The sequence below is a fragment of the Pontibacter saemangeumensis genome (assembly GCF_039541895.1).
GTDB classification, from domain to species: Bacteria; Bacteroidota; Bacteroidia; order Cytophagales; family Hymenobacteraceae; genus Pontibacter; species Pontibacter saemangeumensis.
On sequence record NZ_BAABHC010000014.1, the window covers coordinates 444,002 to 462,378 of the forward strand.

At 47.1% G+C, this 18,377-nt stretch carries 16 protein-coding genes and 2 tRNA genes; 9 read left to right on the forward strand and 9 right to left on the reverse strand.

Annotated features, from left to right (window positions below; genetic code table 11):
* The first annotated feature begins 168 nt into the window (after positions 1-168).
* The 5 genes from ABD920_RS12560 to rodA are packed head-to-tail and all read left to right on the forward strand — an operon-like array spanning position 169 to position 5,755.
* The gene (locus tag ABD920_RS12560; RefSeq protein WP_115565171.1) at positions 169-1,194 is read left to right on the forward strand and encodes a rod shape-determining protein; all 1,026 of its coding nucleotides are present in this window, start codon (positions 169-171) and stop codon (positions 1,192-1,194) included.
* Between the two features lie 9 nt (positions 1,195-1,203).
* A complete protein-coding gene (gene mreC / locus ABD920_RS12565; RefSeq protein WP_345159468.1) occupies positions 1,204-2,070 on the forward strand; it encodes a rod shape-determining protein MreC in 867 nt (288 codons plus the stop codon).
* Positions 2,060-2,593 (forward strand): hypothetical protein, encoded by a 534-nt coding sequence (locus tag ABD920_RS12570; protein ID WP_345159469.1) that lies wholly within the window; start codon positions 2,060-2,062, stop codon positions 2,591-2,593. Before mreC ends, ABD920_RS12570 begins: the two co-directional genes overlap by 11 nt.
* Complete coding sequence (gene mrdA / locus ABD920_RS12575) at positions 2,590-4,416, forward strand: penicillin-binding protein 2 (RefSeq protein WP_345159471.1); 1,827 nt, start codon at positions 2,590-2,592, stop codon at positions 4,414-4,416. Before ABD920_RS12570 ends, mrdA begins: the two co-directional genes overlap by 4 nt.
* A gap of 46 nt (positions 4,417-4,462) precedes the next feature.
* Positions 4,463-5,755 (forward strand): rod shape-determining protein RodA, encoded by a 1,293-nt coding sequence (gene rodA / locus ABD920_RS12580; protein ID WP_345159833.1) that lies wholly within the window; start codon positions 4,463-4,465, stop codon positions 5,753-5,755.
* Between the two features lie 240 nt (positions 5,756-5,995).
* On the opposite strand, the gene ABD920_RS12585 is transcribed toward rodA, so the two are convergent.
* Positions 5,996-6,490, reverse strand: coding sequence for a hypothetical protein (locus ABD920_RS12585; RefSeq protein ID WP_345159473.1), 495 nt, complete (start codon positions 6,488-6,490; stop codon positions 5,996-5,998).
* A 970-nt stretch (positions 6,491-7,460) separates the two neighbouring features.
* On the opposite strand from ABD920_RS12585, the gene ABD920_RS12590 reads away from it, so the two are divergent.
* The 4 genes from ABD920_RS12590 to ABD920_RS12605 all read left to right on the forward strand — a co-directional run bounded on the left by ABD920_RS12590 (position 7,461) and on the right by ABD920_RS12605 (position 12,647).
* On the forward strand, positions 7,461-7,889 hold the full coding sequence (locus ABD920_RS12590; protein WP_345159475.1) for a hypothetical protein: 429 nt from the start codon (positions 7,461-7,463) through the stop codon (positions 7,887-7,889).
* A gap of 700 nt (positions 7,890-8,589) precedes the next feature.
* The gene (locus ABD920_RS12595) at positions 8,590-9,561 is read left to right on the forward strand and encodes an acyltransferase family protein (RefSeq protein ID WP_345159477.1); all 972 of its coding nucleotides are present in this window, start codon (positions 8,590-8,592) and stop codon (positions 9,559-9,561) included.
* Between the two features lie 646 nt (positions 9,562-10,207).
* The gene (locus ABD920_RS12600; RefSeq protein ID WP_345159479.1) at positions 10,208-11,695 is read left to right on the forward strand and encodes an MBOAT family O-acyltransferase; all 1,488 of its coding nucleotides are present in this window, start codon (positions 10,208-10,210) and stop codon (positions 11,693-11,695) included.
* Positions 11,661-12,647 (forward strand): SGNH/GDSL hydrolase family protein, encoded by a 987-nt coding sequence (locus ABD920_RS12605; protein ID WP_345159481.1) that lies wholly within the window; start codon positions 11,661-11,663, stop codon positions 12,645-12,647. The genes ABD920_RS12600 and ABD920_RS12605 overlap by 35 nt, the downstream gene beginning before the upstream one ends.
* 157 nt (positions 12,648-12,804) lie before the next feature.
* Here the strand turns inward: ABD920_RS12605 and ABD920_RS12610 are convergent, their stop codons facing one another.
* From ABD920_RS12610 to ABD920_RS12645, 8 genes are all read right to left on the reverse strand, one after another.
* Complete coding sequence (locus ABD920_RS12610; protein ID WP_345159482.1) at positions 12,805-13,335, reverse strand: hypothetical protein; 531 nt, start codon at positions 13,333-13,335, stop codon at positions 12,805-12,807.
* A gap of 327 nt (positions 13,336-13,662) precedes the next feature.
* On the reverse strand, positions 13,663-14,589 hold the full coding sequence (locus ABD920_RS12615) for a phage/plasmid replication domain-containing protein (protein WP_345159483.1): 927 nt from the start codon (positions 14,587-14,589) through the stop codon (positions 13,663-13,665).
* Between the two features lie 35 nt (positions 14,590-14,624).
* The gene (locus ABD920_RS12620; protein ID WP_345159485.1) at positions 14,625-15,194 is read right to left on the reverse strand and encodes a hypothetical protein; all 570 of its coding nucleotides are present in this window, start codon (positions 15,192-15,194) and stop codon (positions 14,625-14,627) included.
* Complete coding sequence (locus ABD920_RS12625) at positions 15,188-15,493, reverse strand: helix-turn-helix domain-containing protein (protein ID WP_345159487.1); 306 nt, start codon at positions 15,491-15,493, stop codon at positions 15,188-15,190. Before ABD920_RS12625 ends, ABD920_RS12620 begins: the two co-directional genes overlap by 7 nt.
* 138 nt (positions 15,494-15,631) lie before the next feature.
* Positions 15,632-16,624, reverse strand: a complete 993-nt coding sequence (locus ABD920_RS12630) for a hypothetical protein (protein WP_345159488.1) — start codon at positions 16,622-16,624, stop codon at positions 15,632-15,634.
* A 3-nt stretch (positions 16,625-16,627) separates the two neighbouring features.
* On the reverse strand, positions 16,628-17,716 hold the full coding sequence (locus tag ABD920_RS12635; protein WP_345159490.1) for a site-specific integrase: 1,089 nt from the start codon (positions 17,714-17,716) through the stop codon (positions 16,628-16,630).
* Between the two features lie 209 nt (positions 17,717-17,925).
* Positions 17,926-18,009: transfer RNA gene (locus ABD920_RS12640), tRNA-Leu, on the reverse strand.
* Positions 18,010-18,092: 83 nt separating this feature from the next.
* A tRNA-Gly gene (locus ABD920_RS12645) sits at positions 18,093-18,165 on the reverse strand.
* Between the last annotated feature and the right edge of the window lie 212 nt (positions 18,166-18,377).

Here is an 18,377-nt window from a genome sequence, read left to right on the forward strand (position 1 = left end):
CAATCCATATATAAATTAAGTAGCTGTGCAAAAAAACTTTATATTTCTACGGCTTTGGGTACCGCGTTATTAATTCCGCTGAAATTCACTAATTTTGCTGCAAGTTTCTGATTAGAAATATTGTATATCTAAAATATAATTGGGCACAGTGTAGCCTGAACCGCCAAAATGGGACTATTCAACTTCTTAACCAGTGATATAGCGATTGACCTTGGTACTGCCAATACCCTGATCATACATAACGATAAAATAGTTGTAGACGAGCCTTCCATCATCGCTGTAGACCGCACCACGGGCAAAGTACTGGCTATTGGCCGTCAGGCGATGCAGATGCATGAAAAGACACACGAGAACATCAAGACCATCCGCCCGCTGAAAGACGGGGTGATTGCTGACTTCCACGCGGCCGAGGAAATGATACGCGGCATGATCAAGATGATTGACACGGGCCGGCGCCTGTTCCAGCCGTCGCACCGCATGGTCATTTGCATTCCGTCTGGCATCACCGAGGTGGAGAAGCGCGCGGTGCGCGACTCGGCCCAGCATGCCGGCGCCAAGGAGGTCTGGATGATACAGGAGCCGATGGCCGCCGCCATTGGCATTGGCATTGACGTGGAGCAGCCCATTGGCTCCATGATTGTGGACATTGGCGGCGGCACGACTGAGATTGCGGTGGTTGCCCTCTCCGGCATTGTCTGCGACCAGTCTATCCGCATCGCCGGAGACGTTTTCACCAAAGACATCCTGGACTATATGCGCCGCCAGCACAACCTGCTGATCGGGGAGCGCTCCGCCGAGAAGATCAAGATTGAGGTCGGCGCGGCCCTCACCGAGATCGAGAACCCACCGGCCGATTACGAGATCCGTGGCCGCGACCTGATGACGGGCATCCCGAAGGTGATCAAGGTAACCTATCAGGAAATCGCCATCGCGCTGGATAAGTCCGTCTCCAAGATAGAGGAGGCGGTGCTGAAGGCCCTGGAGATCGCGCCGCCGGAGCTATCGGCTGACATATATGACAACGGCATCCACCTGACGGGCGGCGGTGCGCTGCTGCGTGGCTTGGACAAGCGCCTGGCCGCCAAAACGAAGCTGCCGATCCACATCGCCGAGGACCCGCTAAGGGCAGTGGTGCGTGGCACGGGGGCCGCCATTAAGAATATTGAAGGATTTAAGAACGTCCTGCTGACGTAACAGGGCTCCATGCGGAATCTTTTTGCATTTATATACCGGTTCCGTGCGTTCCTCGTGTTCGTTTTGCTGGAGGTGCTGTGCGTGTACCTGATCGTGCGATACAATACGTACCAGGGAGCCGCCTTCTTCAACTCCGCCAACAAGTATGTGGGGCAGGTGCTGGAGTACCAGAGCGGCATCACAGACTATTTCCGGTTAACGTCCATCAACAACACGCTGGCCCACGAGAATGCTGCGCTGCGCAGGGAGCTGATGCAGTACCGCGTACAGCAGGAGTCGGATACCACCGCCGCACTGGACACCACGCTTTACCTGGCCTCCGACACTAGCCATGCGGCGCCTTACGTCCTGCACGCGGGCCGGGTGATCAACAACTCCGTGCGCCGCATGAACAACTACCTGACGCTGGCCATCGGCACCGCCGACGGCGTGAAGCCGGGCATGGGCGTGATATCGCCGGACGGCGTGGTGGGCCGTGTGAAAACAGTGTCAGCGGACTATGCGACCGTTACCTCTGTGCTGCACTCCCAGATGCTGGTCTCGGCCAAAATCAAGAAAGACAACACCTTCGGCACCATCAAATGGACCGGGGGGGACTACCGCACCGCCATGCTGGACTACATCCCGCTGCATGTGCAGCCCGAAAAAGGCGACACCGTGGTGACGAGCGGCTATAACACTGTTTTCCCGGAGGGCATTATGGTGGGCACCATCACCTCGGTGGAGAAAGAGCAGGACAAAAGCTTTTACACCATCAAAGTACGGCTGGCGGTTGACTTTGCGCAGCTTTCCTACGTGTATGTGGTGGAGAACACGACCATGTATGAGCGGGAGGATTTAGAACAACAAGCAGGTATCGTGACGGATGATCAATAGCTTTGGCATAAAATATATCATACAGTTTTTTCTGTTCGTGGCGCTGCAGATTCTGCTGCTGGACAACCTCGTGCTTTTCGGCACCGGCTTTTGCTTTATATATATCGCGTTCCTCCTGTTTTTGCCGTTGGCAATCAATAGGTTGTGGCTGTTATTCCTTGGTTTCCTGGTGGGCTTCACGGTGGATATGTTCTACGATACCGTGGGTATACACGCCGCCGCCAGCGTGCTGCTGGCCTTTTTAAGGCCGCATATATTGAACCTTCTGACGCCCCGCGATGGTTACGACTCCAGTGATTCCGTTAACATTCACGTGATGGGATGGCGCTGGTTTCTGGCCTATTCGTTTACACTGATCCTGTTCCACCATGCGGCAGTGTTCTTCCTGGAGACAATAAATTTCCAAGCGGCTTTGTACACCCTAGGCAAGATCCTTCTCAGCACTTTCTTCACGGCCATTGTAATGGTGATCCTGCAGCTCCTGTTCTTTTCGCCTAAACGAGAGCGCGTAAATTACCGATGAACTACTTAGAAAACCGCAAATACGTTATCCAGGGCATCTTCATTCTTGTGGGTGCCGTTTTCGCCCTCCGGCTGTTCTACATCCAGGTGGTGGACAGCAGCTACAAGCAGGCGGCTGAAACCAATGCCATTAAGCCGGTTATCCAATATCCTTTCCGTGGCCTGATCTATGACCGGAACGGGGAGCTGCTGGTGCAGAACACCCCGGTGTATGACCTGATGGTGGTGCCGAAGGAAGTGAAGGCCCTCGACACCCTGCACCTCTGCGCGCTCCTCGAGTTACCGCTGGAGGATGTGCGGGACCGCCTGAAAAAAGCCCGCGCCTTCTCATACGTGCAGCCATCCGCTTTTTACCAGAAGCTGAGCACGCAGGAGTTCGCCCGCATCCAGGGCAACCTCATCGACTTTCCCGGCTTCTATATAAACGCCCGCACGGCCCGCGGCTATCCGCACCAGAGCCTGGCGCATGCGCTGGGGTATATCGCCGAGATAAGCCCGAGGCAGCTCGAGGACTCGGCCTACAACGGCTACCGTCCCGGCGATTACATCGGCAAGAGCGGCATCGAGCTGGAGTATGAAAAGTACCTGATGGGCAGCCGGGGCGTGAAGTATAAGATGGTGAACGTGCGCGGCGTGGAGAAGGGCTCGTTTAAGGACGGGGCTTATGATACCCTTTCCGTTGCCGGCAAGAACCTCATCAGCACCATCGACCTGGACCTTCAGAAATACGGAGAGTTCCTGATGAACGGTACCAAGGGAAGCGTGGTGGCCATCGAGCCGAAAACAGGCGAAGTGCTGGCTTATATCTCGGCCCCCTTTTACGACCCGAACCTGTTTACGGGCAAGGACTACGGCAAGAACTATATGGCGCTGCTGAGCGAGCCGAACAAAACCATGTTCAACCGCCCGGTAATGGCGAGCAGCAACCCGCCGGGCTCTATCTTTAAGCTGGCGCAGGCGCTCGTGGCCCTGCAGGAAGGCGTGATTACCCCTAATACCGGTTACCCCTGCAACCAGAGCCTCGTGAAGTGCTCACACGCCCATGCAGCTCCCTCCAACCTGAGCATCGCCATTCAGACCTCCTGCAACCCCTACTTTTACCAGGTGTTCCGCGCTATTGTGAACCAGGGGAAGTCGAAGAATACCTTCAAGGACACGGCTATTGGCCTCTCAAGCTGGCGCGAACAGATCACCACCTTTGGCTTCGGGCAGGAGCTTGGCATCGATCTGCCCAACGAGAAAGAAGGCATCGTAGCATCCACCGCCATGTACGACCGTGTCTATGGCCAGAACCGGTGGAAGTTCTCCACCATTTACTCCCTCAGCATCGGGCAGGGGGAGTTAGGCGTTACGCCTTTGCAAATGGCCAATTTTATGGCGACTATTGCAAACAGGGGCTACTATATAACGCCGCACATCATCCGCTCTATCGGTGAAAAAGGCGAGCCGCTGCCAGAATACCAGGAGCGCCATTACACCGCCGTGGAGGAGCGTCATTTTGCCCCTGTGGTGGAAGGCATGGCGGCGGTGGTGAAGTCCGGTACAGGCCGGAACGCGTCGCTCGAGAAGCTGGGCATCGAGGTGTGCGGCAAAACAGGTACAGCGGAGAACCCGCAGGGCAAGGACCATGCGGTGTTCGTGGCGTTTGCGCCGAAGGATGACCCTAAAATAGCCATTGCGGTATATGTGGAGAATGCAGGGTTCGGCGCACAGTCGGCAGCGCCTATTGCGGGCCTGATGATAGAGCAGTATCTGACCGACTCCGTCACCCAGAAGAAAAAAGAAGAATGGGTGCTGAGCAGGGAGTACCTAAACATTGACTAAGAAAGTGGGAGGAGAGCAGAAAGTACTTGGCAGCAGCAGAACGGTCATGTCGCCTGTAACGAGCAGGCGCACATCCGGCAGCCGCATGCTCCAGAACATGGACTGGGTAACGGTACTGCTGTATTTCCTTTTGGTGGCGCTGGGCTGGATGAACATTTACGCTGCCGTGTACAGCCCCGACAACGTGGTGAACATCATGAGCTTCGACATTAACTCCGGCAAGCAGTTGGTGTGGATCGCGGCCTCGCTGCTGCTCATCGTCGTGCTGCTGGTGGTGGATTACAAAGTATACGAGCACCTCGCCTACCCTATATATGGCGCTATTATCCTGCTTCTGCTCGTTACGCTGGCGGTGGCCCAGCCCATTGCCGGCTCCCGGTCGTGGCTGGATCTGGGCGGGGGAATCCGGCTGCAGCCGGCAGAGTTAGCCAAGTTTGCCACAGCCCTCGCCGCCTCCAGGTTTTTGAGCACCATCAGCCTGCGGCAGCAGAACTTCAAAGACCAGATGAAACTGGCCGCTATTACGCTGTTGCCCCCTGCTATCATCATCCTGCAGAACGAAACGGGCTCTGCCCTTGTATTCGCCGCTTTCGTGCTGGCATATTTCCGCGAGGGCATATCGCCGCTGATCCTCATTATCGGAGGCTCTGTAGCGGCTATCTTCATCCTCACGCTCCTCATCCCGAAGCTGTACCTGATTCTGGCGCTCACAGTGGTGCTGGCGCTCGTTACCTGGCTGGACTACCGCCTGCTGCGACGTTATAAAACCATGATTGCCTTATGGGCCGTTATTGTTGGGATGATCTTCAGTGTGGATTTTTTTGTGAACAATGTGCTGCAGCCGCACCAGCAGAACCGCATCAAAGCGCTCATCAATCCAGAGGCTGACCCACTCGGCTTTGGCTGGAACGTGACGCAGTCCAAAATCGCGATCGGGTCCGGCGGCTTCTGGGGCAAAGGCTTTTTGGAAGGCACTCAGACAAAGTTCGACTTTGTGCCGGAGCAAAGCACCGACTTTATTTTCTGCACCATCGGCGAAGAGCAGGGCTGGGTTGGCAGCACCGTGCTGATCGGCCTTTTCGTTTTCCTGCTGATCCGGATTGTGATGGTGGCGGAGCGGCAGAAGTCGGTGTTCGGGCGCACTTACGGCTATTGCGTGGCCTCCATCATCTTCTTTCACTTTTTGGTGAACGTGGGCATGACGATCGGATTGGCTCCGGTAGTGGGCATCCCGCTGCCCTTCTTTAGCTATGGAGGATCCTCGCTCTGGTCCTTTACCATCCTGCTGTTCATCCTCATCGCCATCGACGCAAACCGCAGCCAGGACCTGGCGCGGTAGCGCAGCGGCTGGTGTTAAGGTACCCCTCCGGGGGTTTACCTGTAGCCTTCCCCAGAAAGTAATTGCAAACGACTCCGGTGGCATGTATGCTTTTAAAATAAGAGGGGGGGCTGGATCCAGCCCCCCCTCTTATTTTAAAAGCGTATTCAGGCTGCTCCTATCTACACTACATCATCAGCGACTTTGACTAAGAAGCCTTGATAAGTAGACAGCGGCAGGAAACAAAGCATACGGTACCTTTCATTTGTTCTTGTCCCACTCCTCGTAAGCCCCTGAAGGTACATCATGGCTAAAAGTCTTTTTAAGCTGCAAATTCTCACCTTCCTTAATCTCAAAGTACGTGTGGGAATAAGCCAAGCTTCCGCTACTTGATGATTTCTTCAAAAGAACATAGATAAAATACTTCCCAGGTTCTACAGGCTCTTTCATACGGCTACCAACAGAACCATATATCGCGGTCTTAAATTCTCCTGAGTTCTTATCATATGCGGATCCAACATAGATATCAGTTCCAGAAGCCTCCACATCAAAATCTGCATCTTCAGCGGACCATATATGAATAATGGCAGAAGCTGGCTTTGTTTCAATTGCACCTGATGAATATTTTACTTGTTTTTTTATATCTGCATCAACGGCGCTTGGCAGTGGCTCTGGCTCTGGCTCGTCTTCATCTTTGCATCCAGTCATGAACAAGCACAGGAATAAGGGGAACAGGAACAATAAGAATTTTTTCATGGGCGAATATTTTAATGGATAATTATGATAATTAGAGAAGCGGGTATATTGACTTAAGCCAAACATGACTAATTACGATTTTTTATTTACATAGTTATAGATAACATCTCTAATAATCAGATTTCTATATATTTTTATTCTATTACGATAACCGTGAAACTAAATATCCTATAAAAAAACATGTTATAAGAAGAAACTTTATCAGGCAGAGCATGTTGTCAAACCTCGAAAATATGCGCATAGTGTCAGCTTCTGATGCGAAAAGGAACAGGCATTCAAGCCGCAGATTAATCAGTAAGCCTTCTTGCTTATGAAATACCATTATGCCAAAATCCTTCACCAACCCTGTTTGATGAGGTGCTGGCTGTTTCTATATTAATGCTCGGACAGTAGGGGTATTTAAAGCCAAACAAGAAGAGAAGCGGAACACTTCCCTGCCGCAGCAACAGCATGACAGCCGACACACGCTATGATTGTCCCCTCTTTAGCATTGAACTATACACATAAAGACAAGCCAGTGAACTACACCGTTGGTTGACTTAGCGCCTCCAACATTGGCAAAGGCGTGGGGTGACACTTCCGATGCCCTCACGCCGGCAAGCGGAGCATGAAGATCTATCTATAGTGGCAAAGCACCTGCACCGAGATGCAAATAATGAACGCATGTAGGTATCCAAAAACTACAGCCCAAAATAATAAAGCTGCTGACGCTATATGAGGGGGCATTTGATTGCAATAAGCTATATGAGCAGCTTTACAGCAAGCATTTTAAAACCACCTGTGCAGGCAAGCTCACAAAAAGATATCTGAAGCGGATGCAGAAGGTTAAATAAAGTTGGGTCATCGACCAAGAAGGAGTTGCTGTTAATGGTGTAATCATAATGAATATTACATCAATTATTTACCTTTTGATTATTTATTTAACTTTATAGGCTAATAAATAAGGCTTATATAAGCCACATCCTATCCTATGTACAAGGAAGTCAAAAATGTCTTTGGAAGGACATTTTATAGAATAGAATATAAAGCAGCTGTCAATATTGTGGAAGCCACGTGGTTTGGCACTGCCTCAAAGCAGGATTTGAAGCAAGCGATTATTGCCGGTCTAGAGTTACACGAGCATACCCATTGTGCTTACAGGTTAAATAATAACACAGACCTTACGGGCCCGTGGGCTGATGCGGTGGCTTGGATCGCGGATGAGTGGCTACCACGAGCCTATGAGTCAGGAATTCGGTATTTAGCACATGTGGCTCGTCCAGGCTCATTTGGAGAATCAGCAGGAGAGGCAATGCTGTACGGCAGAATTGGGGCTCAGATAGAAGTTAAACTTTTTACGAGCAGAGCGGATGCCATGCATTGGCTGAATGCAAAACAAAGAGAAGCCTCTTCATTATAAGGTGTAGTATGTTGCTATCTCCTCCAACACGGGCAAATGGTGCAGAAAGCTATTTCCAGTAGGTGAAGAGTTCTGCACAGCGAGGCCTACAGGCTGTAGGTATGAGTCTATAAATACCAATCCTGATGAATCAGGGCATCATTCAGTTTTATTCTCCTTTTAAACTTGCAGATAATGGTCTGAAAGGAAAAAGTGTGACAGTAGAGTGAAGGGTCCTTAATCAGTAAGTTAGATTTATTAAGCAATTTTAATATCTGCTCAAAAAATAAAGCCCTGTAAATATCTAATTTACAGGGCTTTATATCACTTATGTAGTACCAGGAGCGGGTATATCACCCTTTGCATAAACTGCTATTTTTCAGTGTTTTATAGCTTAATCGTAAGCAGCGAGTAACAAACTGGTAACAATTATTCAGATAATAAAGAAATAAATAAACTGAATACCAGTTTTTGAAGTTCTGTTGTGCAGCCCTATTTTTACTCTTAGGCCTTTACAAATTCATAGAGCTAATCAATTAGTGGATTCCTCTATACAAGGTTATAGTCACTTTTAAGACAACTATATGTAACGCAGCTATATCAACCATTGCATAATTATGCTTTTACCCTTTACAAGATGGACGCATTGCTTAAGTATTGATTTCTATTTCTATTTAGTAAATAACTTTTATATAGTAACATTGCATCCTTTATCAGTCTAATGAAAGTAAGTCGCTTACACAATCTTGATTACCTCAGAGGTCTTGCCGCCTTCGGTATCATGGCCTACCATTATATCCTCTTCGGCTACGGTGACCCCTCCACAGACCTGTTCATTAAACGTCTGGGCTTCTACGGGGTGTCTGTCTTTTACGTGCTCTCGGGCCTGACCCTGTTCCACGTCTACCGAAACTCCATGCAGCCTAACAGGGAGGACATGACCGACTTCTTCCTGAAAAGAGGCTTCCGGATCCTGCCCCTGCTGTGGGTGGTGACCTTCGCCACGCTTCTGGTCAGGTGGAGCTATCCAGGGGAAATCAAGCTGCTGCTCAACCTGACGGGTTTGTTTGGGCTGGTGGCCCCCTCAGAGTACATCGGCACTGGGGTGTGGTCAATCGGCAATGAACTGGTGTTCTACCTGTTCTTCCCGCTCTTTATGTTCCTCTTACGCAAGCACCGAGGCCTGCTTGCACTAGTAACTGCCCTGCTGATAGGAATTTATATATACTTCGCCTATGCCGTGCTGCTTTCCTTTGGGGAGTATGGCACAGGTGCCTGGCACGCTTACATCAACCCACTCAACCAGGTGTTCCTGTTCCTTGCAGGCTTCTTGGTAGGCGCGTTCTTTGTGAGCAGGGAGATAGGCAACAGGAAGGCCCTGCTGCTGCTGGCCAGCTCATTGGCAGCCTTTGCCTTTTATCCCGTGGGCGGGGTGCTGGACCTGATTTCGGGTAACACGCGGATGGTGTTCTCCCTGCTCTGTATTCTTGTCTGTATTGCCGCCTATAAGATAACCTACCGTCTGCCCTCCTTTATGGAAAGGGGGTTTGGGTTGTTAGGGGAAATCAGCTATTCGCTCTACCTGTTGCACCCCATCGTGTGGTTCACTGTTGAGAAACTTGTCAGGGAGGTACTATTTGCTCCCTCTGGAGGCAAAGGTGGTGCTGTGCACGGTGCTCTCCCTGCTGCTTAGTTTTGTGAGCTTCCAATACTTTGAAAGGCCCTTCATCAGGTTAGGCAGGAAGGTGTCTGCAAAACTGTTCTATAAGCCTGAAATGGCCGTGGTGAAATAATATTGTTAGCCACTTCTAAATAAGGTGACGTGTAGAGAATGAAAGGCATCAGCTTCCATATTGCAGCCTTATCCATGTAAAAGTAAATATGTATTCTATAATGGGCACCTCGGGTATTATTGTCATCCTCTCAGGGTTGGTTGTGGTGGGTTGTCAAGTGCCATAATAAATAGTTTAAGATATGTTATAAAAGGATAGCATCTCCTTTTCCCTATAGCTCATTCGCTCACTTTCTTTAATCTTCTGCATCAGTTTTACAAATTTCTTGGTAGGCTTGCCAGCATAGCTGCTTTTAAAATGCTTGCTGTATAGCTGCTCATAGAGCTTATCACTGTGCTTTGTCATAGAGTCTGAATAGTTGCCTGTTCTTGGACTACAGTTCTATGATATATTAAAGGCTCTACAGGCTCCCTAGTGCAGGAGCATAGGAAATATCCCTTAGTCAAAGCACCTGTGTTAGAACAAATAATGTCACCATTTTCAATTTAACACTTTGAATTCAAGATAGGATAACACAATTTTGCAGTTGCTTAATTATTTATCAGCATGCTCTTCAACTCGTTTGAGTTCCTCGTCTTCTTCCCGACGGTCGCTCTCCTGTACTTTCTTTTCCCCTACCGCTTCAGGTGGGTGCTGCTGCTCATTGCCTCCTACACTTTCTACATGTTTTGGCGTGTGGATTATGCCATCATCCTTGTCATCTCTACCCTGATTGACTATGGGTGCAGCAGGATGATGGACAAATACCCTGAGGAGGAAAGGGATAAACGCAAGCCGTGGCTGTGGGTGAGCATGTTGTCTAACCTGGGCATCCTGTTCACCTTCAAGTACTACAACTTCTTCAACACAGCGGCTAAAGATCTGGCAGAGGTTTTAGGAGTAGGATATGCGGCCCCGGCCTTTGAGTTGCTGCTGCCGATGGGCATCTCCTTCTACACTTTCCAGACGATGAGCTACACCATCGACGTGTACTATGGCAGGATAAAGGCTGAAAAGCACTTAGGAATATTTGCTCTATTCGTTATCTTCTTCCCGCAACTGGTGGCGGGTCCGATTGAACGGGCCGGGAACCTGCTGGACCAACTCAGGAAGAAGCACGACTTCAACTACCAGCGCGTGACTGATGGCCTGAAGCTCATGGCCTGGGGCCTGTTCAAGAAAGTGGTTATCGCAGACCGCCTGGCTGTGATGGTGAATCAGGTGTACAACAATCCCACAGACTATGAAGGCATCCCTTTAATTATCGCCACCGTCTTCTTTGCCTTCCAGATTTACTGCGACTTCTCGGGCTACTCTGACATTGCCATCGGCTCTGCCCAGGTGATGGGCTTCCGGCTGATGGAGAACTTCAGGAGGCCTTATTTCTCCAAGTCCATCCGGGAGTTCTGGGGCCGCTGGCACATCTCCCTCTCCACTTGGTTCAGGGACTATCTGTACATCCCGCTGGGCGGTAACCGGGTGCTGAAGTGGCGTTGGTACTACAACATCTTCATCGTCTTCCTGGTGAGCGGGCTGTGGCACGGGGCCAACTGGACCTTCATCGTGTGGGGTGCCCTGCATGGGTTCTACCAGGTGTTCGGCTTCCTGACGTCCAAGAGAAGGGATATGCTGGTCCGGAAAATTGGGCTTGACAGGCACGAGGACTTCTACAGGGTTGTTCAGGTGGGGACAACTTTCGCGCTCGTTTGTTTTGCTTGGATTTACTTTCGAGCCAATTCCATTGGTGATGCCTGGTACATCACCACCCATATATTCAGCGGACTGGCTGAAAGCGCCAAAGCTATTGTATCAAATGTTGACTTCGCGAGATTAAAGCTTCTATATATAGGGCAACAGATTGAACATTATGCGCTAGCCATCTGCTTTATACTAATATTGGTCTTAGCTGAGCTATTTCAAAGAAAGAAAAGCTTAAGATCAGCGATGTCTAATGCATCTATCATATATAGATGGGGTTTAACTTATGCGTTAATAATAACTATTATTTTATTTGGAGTCTATGAAAGCAACGCATTTATATATTTTCAATTCTAACAAGATTAGAATCATAGCACGAGTATTATTATTTAATATTTTACTCATAGTAATTCTCAAACTGATAGGTTACGGATTAGATAATTTGATAAATGCTAAATATGCACTAAGGCATAAAGCAAAAATAGATGGCGTGATGGATCATACATTGGATAGTGATATCGCTATATTTGGCTCTTCAGTAGCATATACTCATTTCAACCCTTCAATCATTTCCAGTAAAGTAAATAAGACTTGTTACAACTTTGGATTAGATGGCACTCCTTTAAATGAATACAAAGGCATATTGAATGAGTTTTTAAGTTATTCAACCGCTGAAGTAATCGTTTTGGCAGGAACCTATTCTGAGCTTGCTGAAAGGACACAGATTTATGAATTCAAAAAATATGAACCATATTTAGGAAATGAAAATTTATACAACGCCCTATCTGATATAGACTCTGAGCTTGCGTGGAAGTCAAGGTATGTGCCTTTTTATAATTTAATTCAGTATAACAAGGACTTTTATGATATATTGGTCGAAACCAAATTTGATTTTAAATTATTAGATCACAACATAGCAGATGCAAAGGATTATAAGGGTTTCCATCCTGTTACTATAGATTGGAGTAATCAAAAATACGATACAATCAAAGTTGAAATAAGTGAGAAGACGATAATTAACTATCAAGAGATTTTAAGAAAAGCCAATAGCAAAGGCATAAAAGTAATTCTTGTACTTTCTCCAATATACATTCAAGGACAGCGTCATATTGTTAATTTGAATCAGATAAAAGATGTTTATAAGAATTTAGCTGGGGAAGAAAACATATTTATGGATTTTACGCAAAGTGATATTTGCAACAGAAAAGAGCTCTTTCGCAACAATACTCATCTCAATGCAAAAGGTGCAAACATTTTCTCTGCAGAATTCTCAGCGAAGTTAAACAAGGCAGACTTGATAGGAAGTTAATTAATTTCAAGCCTACGCTAATATTCACTCCTCATTAAGAATTCTTCTTGCATTAGCATCAGCTCTTACATTGAATCTCTACCTTGTGTGGATATTGCAGCTACTTAAATGAGCTTGAAAACCAGTATTTTTTATTTGTAACCTCTGTAGATATAACTTAAGCCATCAACAGCAGCTGTTTTTCCCTATAGGTAATCCGCTCGCTCTCCTTTATCTTCTGCATCAGCTTTACAAACCGTTTAGTAGGCTTGCCCGCATAGCTACTTCTAAAATGCTTGCTGTATAGCTGCTCATATAGCTTATCAGAACTGAATACTTTTTCATATAGCTTGAACAGCTTCCTGTTCTTTTGGCTGTGAGTCTGGGATTCGTACATGCAGCCGGTGTAGGCTTCCCGGTGCAGGAACCTTTCCCCAATGGAATAGAGCTTTCTGCAGCGTTTGCCGGTGTGGGGGCACTGGAAGTACCACACCACCCCTTTGCCAATGTTGGAGGGTACTGAGACAAGGTCAACGGTGTAGTTCACGGGCTTGTCTCTGTGTTTGTAGTTCAATTCTACATGGGACCAATCATAGCGGGTATCAACTACAATACTGATGCTGCCTATTGTATGGCCGTTGCTGCTCCAGTTAAGGGTGCCGCTTCTCCTCTGGTTGGGCTTTAGATAGCCCCACTCTCTGAGCTTCATTATTGAAACGGCTATTACCTCATCATATAAGGTCGGGAATGTTGGGAATTTTGGCATTTTGAATGAGATTTGCTGAAAAATGAAACCTAAATCCTTAGGGAACTTTGACAATAATTCACTGTTATTTCACTGTTCTATATAGGCGTGCATAAGTGCATATACTGGCTATTAAAGCTGATATATGAAGCTTTATGTAGTCTCTACAGCATCTATAGCACCTCAAATTATCAGGTTTTATCAGGTTCTTCTACCTATACAAAATACCCTGAAACCTTAACATTTCTTAACATGCTTAGCTTGAATTTATTAGGGAACCAGCGTCTCAGCCTACCTGTAGCTTTGCTTTGCCCTGGCTACTTTTTTATTCAGTTCCTGAATCAGTTCAGGCTGTTCTGTGGAGGTTTGGCCGGCACGTTTAATTAGCTCATCCTTGATCCGGTAGTAGTTCCTGTCGGTGCTGAAGCCATTTTCAGCTTTCATCTCTTCCAGCAGGCTCAGCAGGTTCTCCTGCCCTAAGAGCGGTATGGCCAGAGTGCTCACTTGCTCCCAAAAGCCTTTGGGTGTTCTCATTTTCATTTTGTCCATTTTAGGTATACCTATCTTTTTTATTGATTCATATTCTTTCACAAAACGGTCAATCAGGCTCATATAGAACGCCTCATCAATCAGGGTGCCTGGTGTTATGAGCGCCCGGTTAAACTGCTTGCATAGCCTTTGTGTATAGCACACCTCATACCTAAGCACGTGCTTGCCCTGGTATATGGCAGGAATGGCGGTGCCTGTACTTTTGCTTTCTGCTATCTTGTTATAAAACTTCTTGCTCCTGAGGTTATTCTGATAGCTGATGCTTTTAGGCTGTGTCAGCCGGTTGTAGTAGCTGCTTTGCCCTAAGTAAGGATAGTACAGCTCTGGCTTGCAGTTAGTCAGCAGGTTCATGCCTATATCCACTCTGGACACGGTTGCTTTCTGTACAGGCAGGTGCAGGGTGTCGGCCATCATCTCAAAGGCCCGCCTGCTATCTGACCGGTTTAAGGTGTACAGGTTAGTGCCTAAGTAGAATTTTGGCAGACTGCCTGCAATGCTTATTCCATGCTCAAAAACACCTATTCTTAAATTACCTATGTGGCCAGCAACATAGGTTTGCCCGGTGTCCTGCCTGTAGGTTTCTGAGAGGTTGGTGAGGAATGGCAGGCAGTCCCATACAGAACTGCCCGCTTGCTCCTGGCTGAGGTATAGCTTTGTAGTATCTATCATGTGCTATGACAAAAGCTGTCAGAAGATACCACTTACTATAAAGCAATTCTATAATCAAAGAACGGCTTGGCCTGCATTCTTAGGCTTTGCAATTCCCTGTCTATATCCCCATTAATCAGGCACTGGTAGTAACCTGGTACTAGGTTCCTGCCATTCATGATAACAAGTATCTCTACTTGTGTTATATCTGCATTGGTAATAAACAGGTAGCAGTCGTTTCTATAGGGGAACAGCGGGTTATTGCTGCCGTTGCCTAGCAGCCTGTTTGCATTTGGGTAGCCATAGCCATACTCTGGGTAATCTATATCCTCAAAGTAAATGCTGGACAGGTTTAGCTTTCCATTGGACAAGGCCCATTCTGCTAGCCTTTTGCTGTTGGCTCTTACAAACTCCCTGGCAGGAATTTTGAACAGGTATATCTGCCCTTTTAGGCTGACAAAATCTGTCAATCCTGTGTACCCTGTTAAATTGGTGTAGGCTGTACAGTCCAGCCTGGCTTTGCTCCTGATGCCGTGCTGTGCCTTTACAACATCAGGCAGGGTTTCATACTTGTAGTAGGCCGCTATTAACCCGCTTTCAGATTTGTAGGATGCTGCACTTAACATTTTGCACCTCCCATCTTCTTTAGCGTGATGTAAGTAGCCGCCTGTTCTTCTATGGCAGCCTCATCTACAGGCGTTACTGGCTTTCTTTGCAGCCATTGGTCTATATCTACTTTGTTGAAATAGATGTGCTTCCCCTGTGGCTTGAAGTGGGGTATTTGGGCGGTGTGGGTTAGCTTGTACAGATAGCTCTTAGATAGCCCTGTATAGGCTGCCACCTCATCAAAATTGAATACTACTTTCTGGCTAAGGAGTAAAGTTTTGATACTCTTTAGTTCCTGCTCTACTTGTTGTAAATCCATTCCTAAACTGTTAAAAGTTAGTGAAATGGAAAGGCCTTTCCTTTGTCTGTTATAACAGTACAAACATAGGCAAGCAAGTAAAGAATGAGTATTTACATCAGGCTTAGGTAATGGTAAAGGTAAAGATGTAAAGGCTTGTTAGAATTGCTGAATGATAATATCTATAATTTGCTTTTTGGCTGGAGCTAAGCCATAATTCTTAAGGTTCTGCTTAGCCTGTCTAAGTTTCTCTGTAAACTGTGTTCCATTGGGTTTTACAAAGCAGCCTTTAAGGCGTTGGTAATTTGCTCGCTCTCCTTTTTCTATAAGCCAGCCATCTGAGCCCTCTAACTGCAGGATAAAGTATAAAAGCTCGCTTGCGTTGTCATCATGCCATTTAATACGCTCTTTTATTTCCTGCAATGCCTTAGCTTCAAATACTGCCTTGAAGTTTTCTTCTGTCGTGCTTGTGTGTATTAGTTTATTCTCTTTCAGTAGTTTGTATAGTTTGGGCAACTCATCATCATTGCCTAACCAAGTATAGCTCTTATTATTGCCAATAAGATTTGCTATCTCTTTTGGCATCACACTAGGGTTAATCTTTAAGTTTGGTTCATTATTCTTTGATTTTTGCTGCCCTTTAAACCAAACGAGCCAGTTGTAGAAATTAGACCTTAAAATATATCTAAAAGGAGCTTTTTCTTCTTCTTCAAACTCTATACCTGCATCTTCAATATCTGTCATGAAATGATGAACAAAAATTTCTATTGATCTACTATCAGCTGTTACTGATAAGTAGGTATCTACTTCTGATTTTGTCAACTCATATCTACCTTCATCTCCAGGATTTAAAGCTTTTGTAACTATAAGTTCATGTTCAGACCTTATAGTATCCAGCATAAGTTTAAAACCGCTAATTTTATCGTCTAATAATTCCTCTTTTAATAGGCTGTTATTATACTCATCAAGGAAGAGGTGTTTTAAGGCCTCAAAGGTTGTATCTACATAATGTAAAAAGGCTTTATTCTGTTCGGCGCCAATTCTACCTAAATCCTCACCGCTCATTTCTTTAGAAAGCAATAACCTGAAAAAATTGAAAGGCTCAATATTTCCATCTACCCAATCCTGATAGGTGTGTTTGTATTCCTTCATAATTTAGAAATTAAGGTCAGGCAAGGCGTTTACAGCTTGTGCTTTGCGCTCGTCTGCAATGCTGAGGTACTTCTGAGTATGTTGTATGGAAGTGTGCCCTAAGAGCTGTGAGAGCGTTTTAATGTCATAACCTAACAGCAGGATGTTGGTAGCAAAGGAATGGCGGGCGCTGTGCCAGGTGATGCGCTTGTCGATAGCGGCCCGGGCTACCCAGTTCTTTATCGTTTTGGCTGAGCCGTTGAAGGAAGGCAGGGAAAACACTAACTCATCTCCCTTGCCCCGATCACCTACCAGCTTCAGGGCGTTCTGGTTCAGCCTGAGGCGGTGCACCTCCTGTGTCTTGCTTTGCTTGATGGCCAGCTCCACACCGCTTATATCCTGCCACTTCAGGGCTTTTATATCCCCAAACCTCAGACCCGTGTTGCAGGCAAAGAGAAAGGCGCGTTTGATGGTGCCGCTGCCACAATGGGTTTTAGCCAGCAGGCTCACTTCTTCCAGGCTCAGCAGCCCTTTGTTCATGCCCCCGCCTTTAAACTTCACGTTCTCAGGCAGCGGGTGCTGCGGGAACAGGCTTTCTCTGATGCCATGCTTCACCACTTTTTTAAAGCGGCTGAAATAGGTTTGTGGCCCTTCTCCTACCTGCTTTGCCTCTAAGTAATCTTTGAAGCCTAATACAAGGTTTGGTGTAAGGTCTTTGAAGGCCAGGCGCTCTTTGCCGTGTGCCTCCTGCAGGTAATCCTTAAACTTATTGAAACTGGCAGAAAGCACCCTGTGGTCTTTCTTGGTGTAGGTAGTAATGTAAGCCTGATAGTAGCTCACAAAATTAGCCGTTCCCTTGTTCTTTGATTTAAGGTCAAAAGAATCTGTCAGTACCGCCTCTGTCCGTTTGGCCTTAATCCTGAGGGCAAGCTCCAGTGTGGCCTGATTCGATTGCTTCTCTAATGCGGTCTTGGGTTTGTCTATCAGGTAGAGCTTCAGGAACTCATACTGCCTTTCCCCTGCATCATAGTAATCCAGGTACAGGCTCAGGTTGCCGTTGCTCAGTTTCTTCTCCCTGAGTCGGACAGGCTCTTTTTGGGCTTTCTTTTTCACATGGTTAGCTTTTGTATTCCTTTGTTATCCAATATAATAAAAAGAAATAAAGCGAGTACCAAACGAGTAACAAACCAGTAACAAAAGTCAGCTAAACAAGGGAAAAGAAGCAGTATATTAGAGAAGGGCTATAAAAGCAAAAACCCGCTTAAACAGTGTTTAGAGCGGGTTTTTCAGTTGATTATGTTTCCCCTATATAGGAAGTGCTGTACCAGGAGCGGGAATCGAACCCGCACGGACTTGCGTCCACAAGATTTTAAGTCTTGCGTGTCTACCAATTCCACCATCCCGGCAACCTCCAGGGGCTGGCCCTGAAGTGTAGACTTTAAAAAGCAAAGACGTTGTGGTCTACAACGTCTTTGCTTTTTATGTGCTGAGCGGGAGACGGGATTCGAACCCGCGGCCTCGACCTTGGCAAGGTCGCGCTCTACCAACTGAGCTACTCCCGCATTTGTTAATCCCTAAACCGCCGTAGTGATTTAGTGTTGCAAAGATATAGACAAAATCTTACTTGTCAATAGCCCCCCATAAAAAAATCGTCACCTCACTGCTTTATCCCTGACTTTCAGGCAAAAACTTTTCAAGGAAGCTGCCTGTAGCAATTGCGCACGACGGAAACGCTCCCGCTCCTGCGCAACGCCAGCCGCCTATCCGTACCACC

Bases quoted from the DNA above. Each gene is read 5' to 3' on its own strand.
- ABD920_RS12590 (WP_345159475.1), top strand. From the start codon at position 7,461: ATGTACAAGGAAGTCAAAAATGTCTTTGGAAGGACATTTTATAGAATA.
- rodA (WP_345159833.1), top strand. From the start codon at position 4,463: ATGTCGCCTGTAACGAGCAGGCGCACATCCGGCAGCCGCATGCTCCAG.
- ABD920_RS12615 (WP_345159483.1), bottom strand. From the start codon at position 14,589: ATGATAGATACTACAAAGCTATACCTCAGCCAGGAGCAAGCGGGCAGT.
- ABD920_RS12600 (WP_345159479.1), top strand. From the start codon at position 10,208: ATGCTCTTCAACTCGTTTGAGTTCCTCGTCTTCTTCCCGACGGTCGCT.
- mreC (WP_345159468.1), top strand. From the start codon at position 1,204: ATGCGGAATCTTTTTGCATTTATATACCGGTTCCGTGCGTTCCTCGTG.
- ABD920_RS12570 (WP_345159469.1), top strand. From the start codon at position 2,060: ATGATCAATAGCTTTGGCATAAAATATATCATACAGTTTTTTCTGTTC.
- ABD920_RS12625 (WP_345159487.1), bottom strand. From the start codon at position 15,493: ATGGATTTACAACAAGTAGAGCAGGAACTAAAGAGTATCAAAACTTTA.
- ABD920_RS12630 (WP_345159488.1), bottom strand. From the start codon at position 16,624: ATGAAGGAATACAAACACACCTATCAGGATTGGGTAGATGGAAATATT.
- ABD920_RS12620 (WP_345159485.1), bottom strand. From the start codon at position 15,194: ATGTTAAGTGCAGCATCCTACAAATCTGAAAGCGGGTTAATAGCGGCC.
- ABD920_RS12585 (WP_345159473.1), bottom strand. From the start codon at position 6,490: ATGAAAAAATTCTTATTGTTCCTGTTCCCCTTATTCCTGTGCTTGTTC.
- ABD920_RS12605 (WP_345159481.1), top strand. From the start codon at position 11,661: ATGAAAGCAACGCATTTATATATTTTCAATTCTAACAAGATTAGAATC.
- ABD920_RS12610 (WP_345159482.1), bottom strand. From the start codon at position 13,335: ATGAAGCTCAGAGAGTGGGGCTATCTAAAGCCCAACCAGAGGAGAAGC.
- mrdA (WP_345159471.1), top strand. From the start codon at position 2,590: ATGAACTACTTAGAAAACCGCAAATACGTTATCCAGGGCATCTTCATT.
- ABD920_RS12560 (WP_115565171.1), top strand. From the start codon at position 169: ATGGGACTATTCAACTTCTTAACCAGTGATATAGCGATTGACCTTGGT.
- ABD920_RS12595 (WP_345159477.1), top strand. From the start codon at position 8,590: ATGAAAGTAAGTCGCTTACACAATCTTGATTACCTCAGAGGTCTTGCC.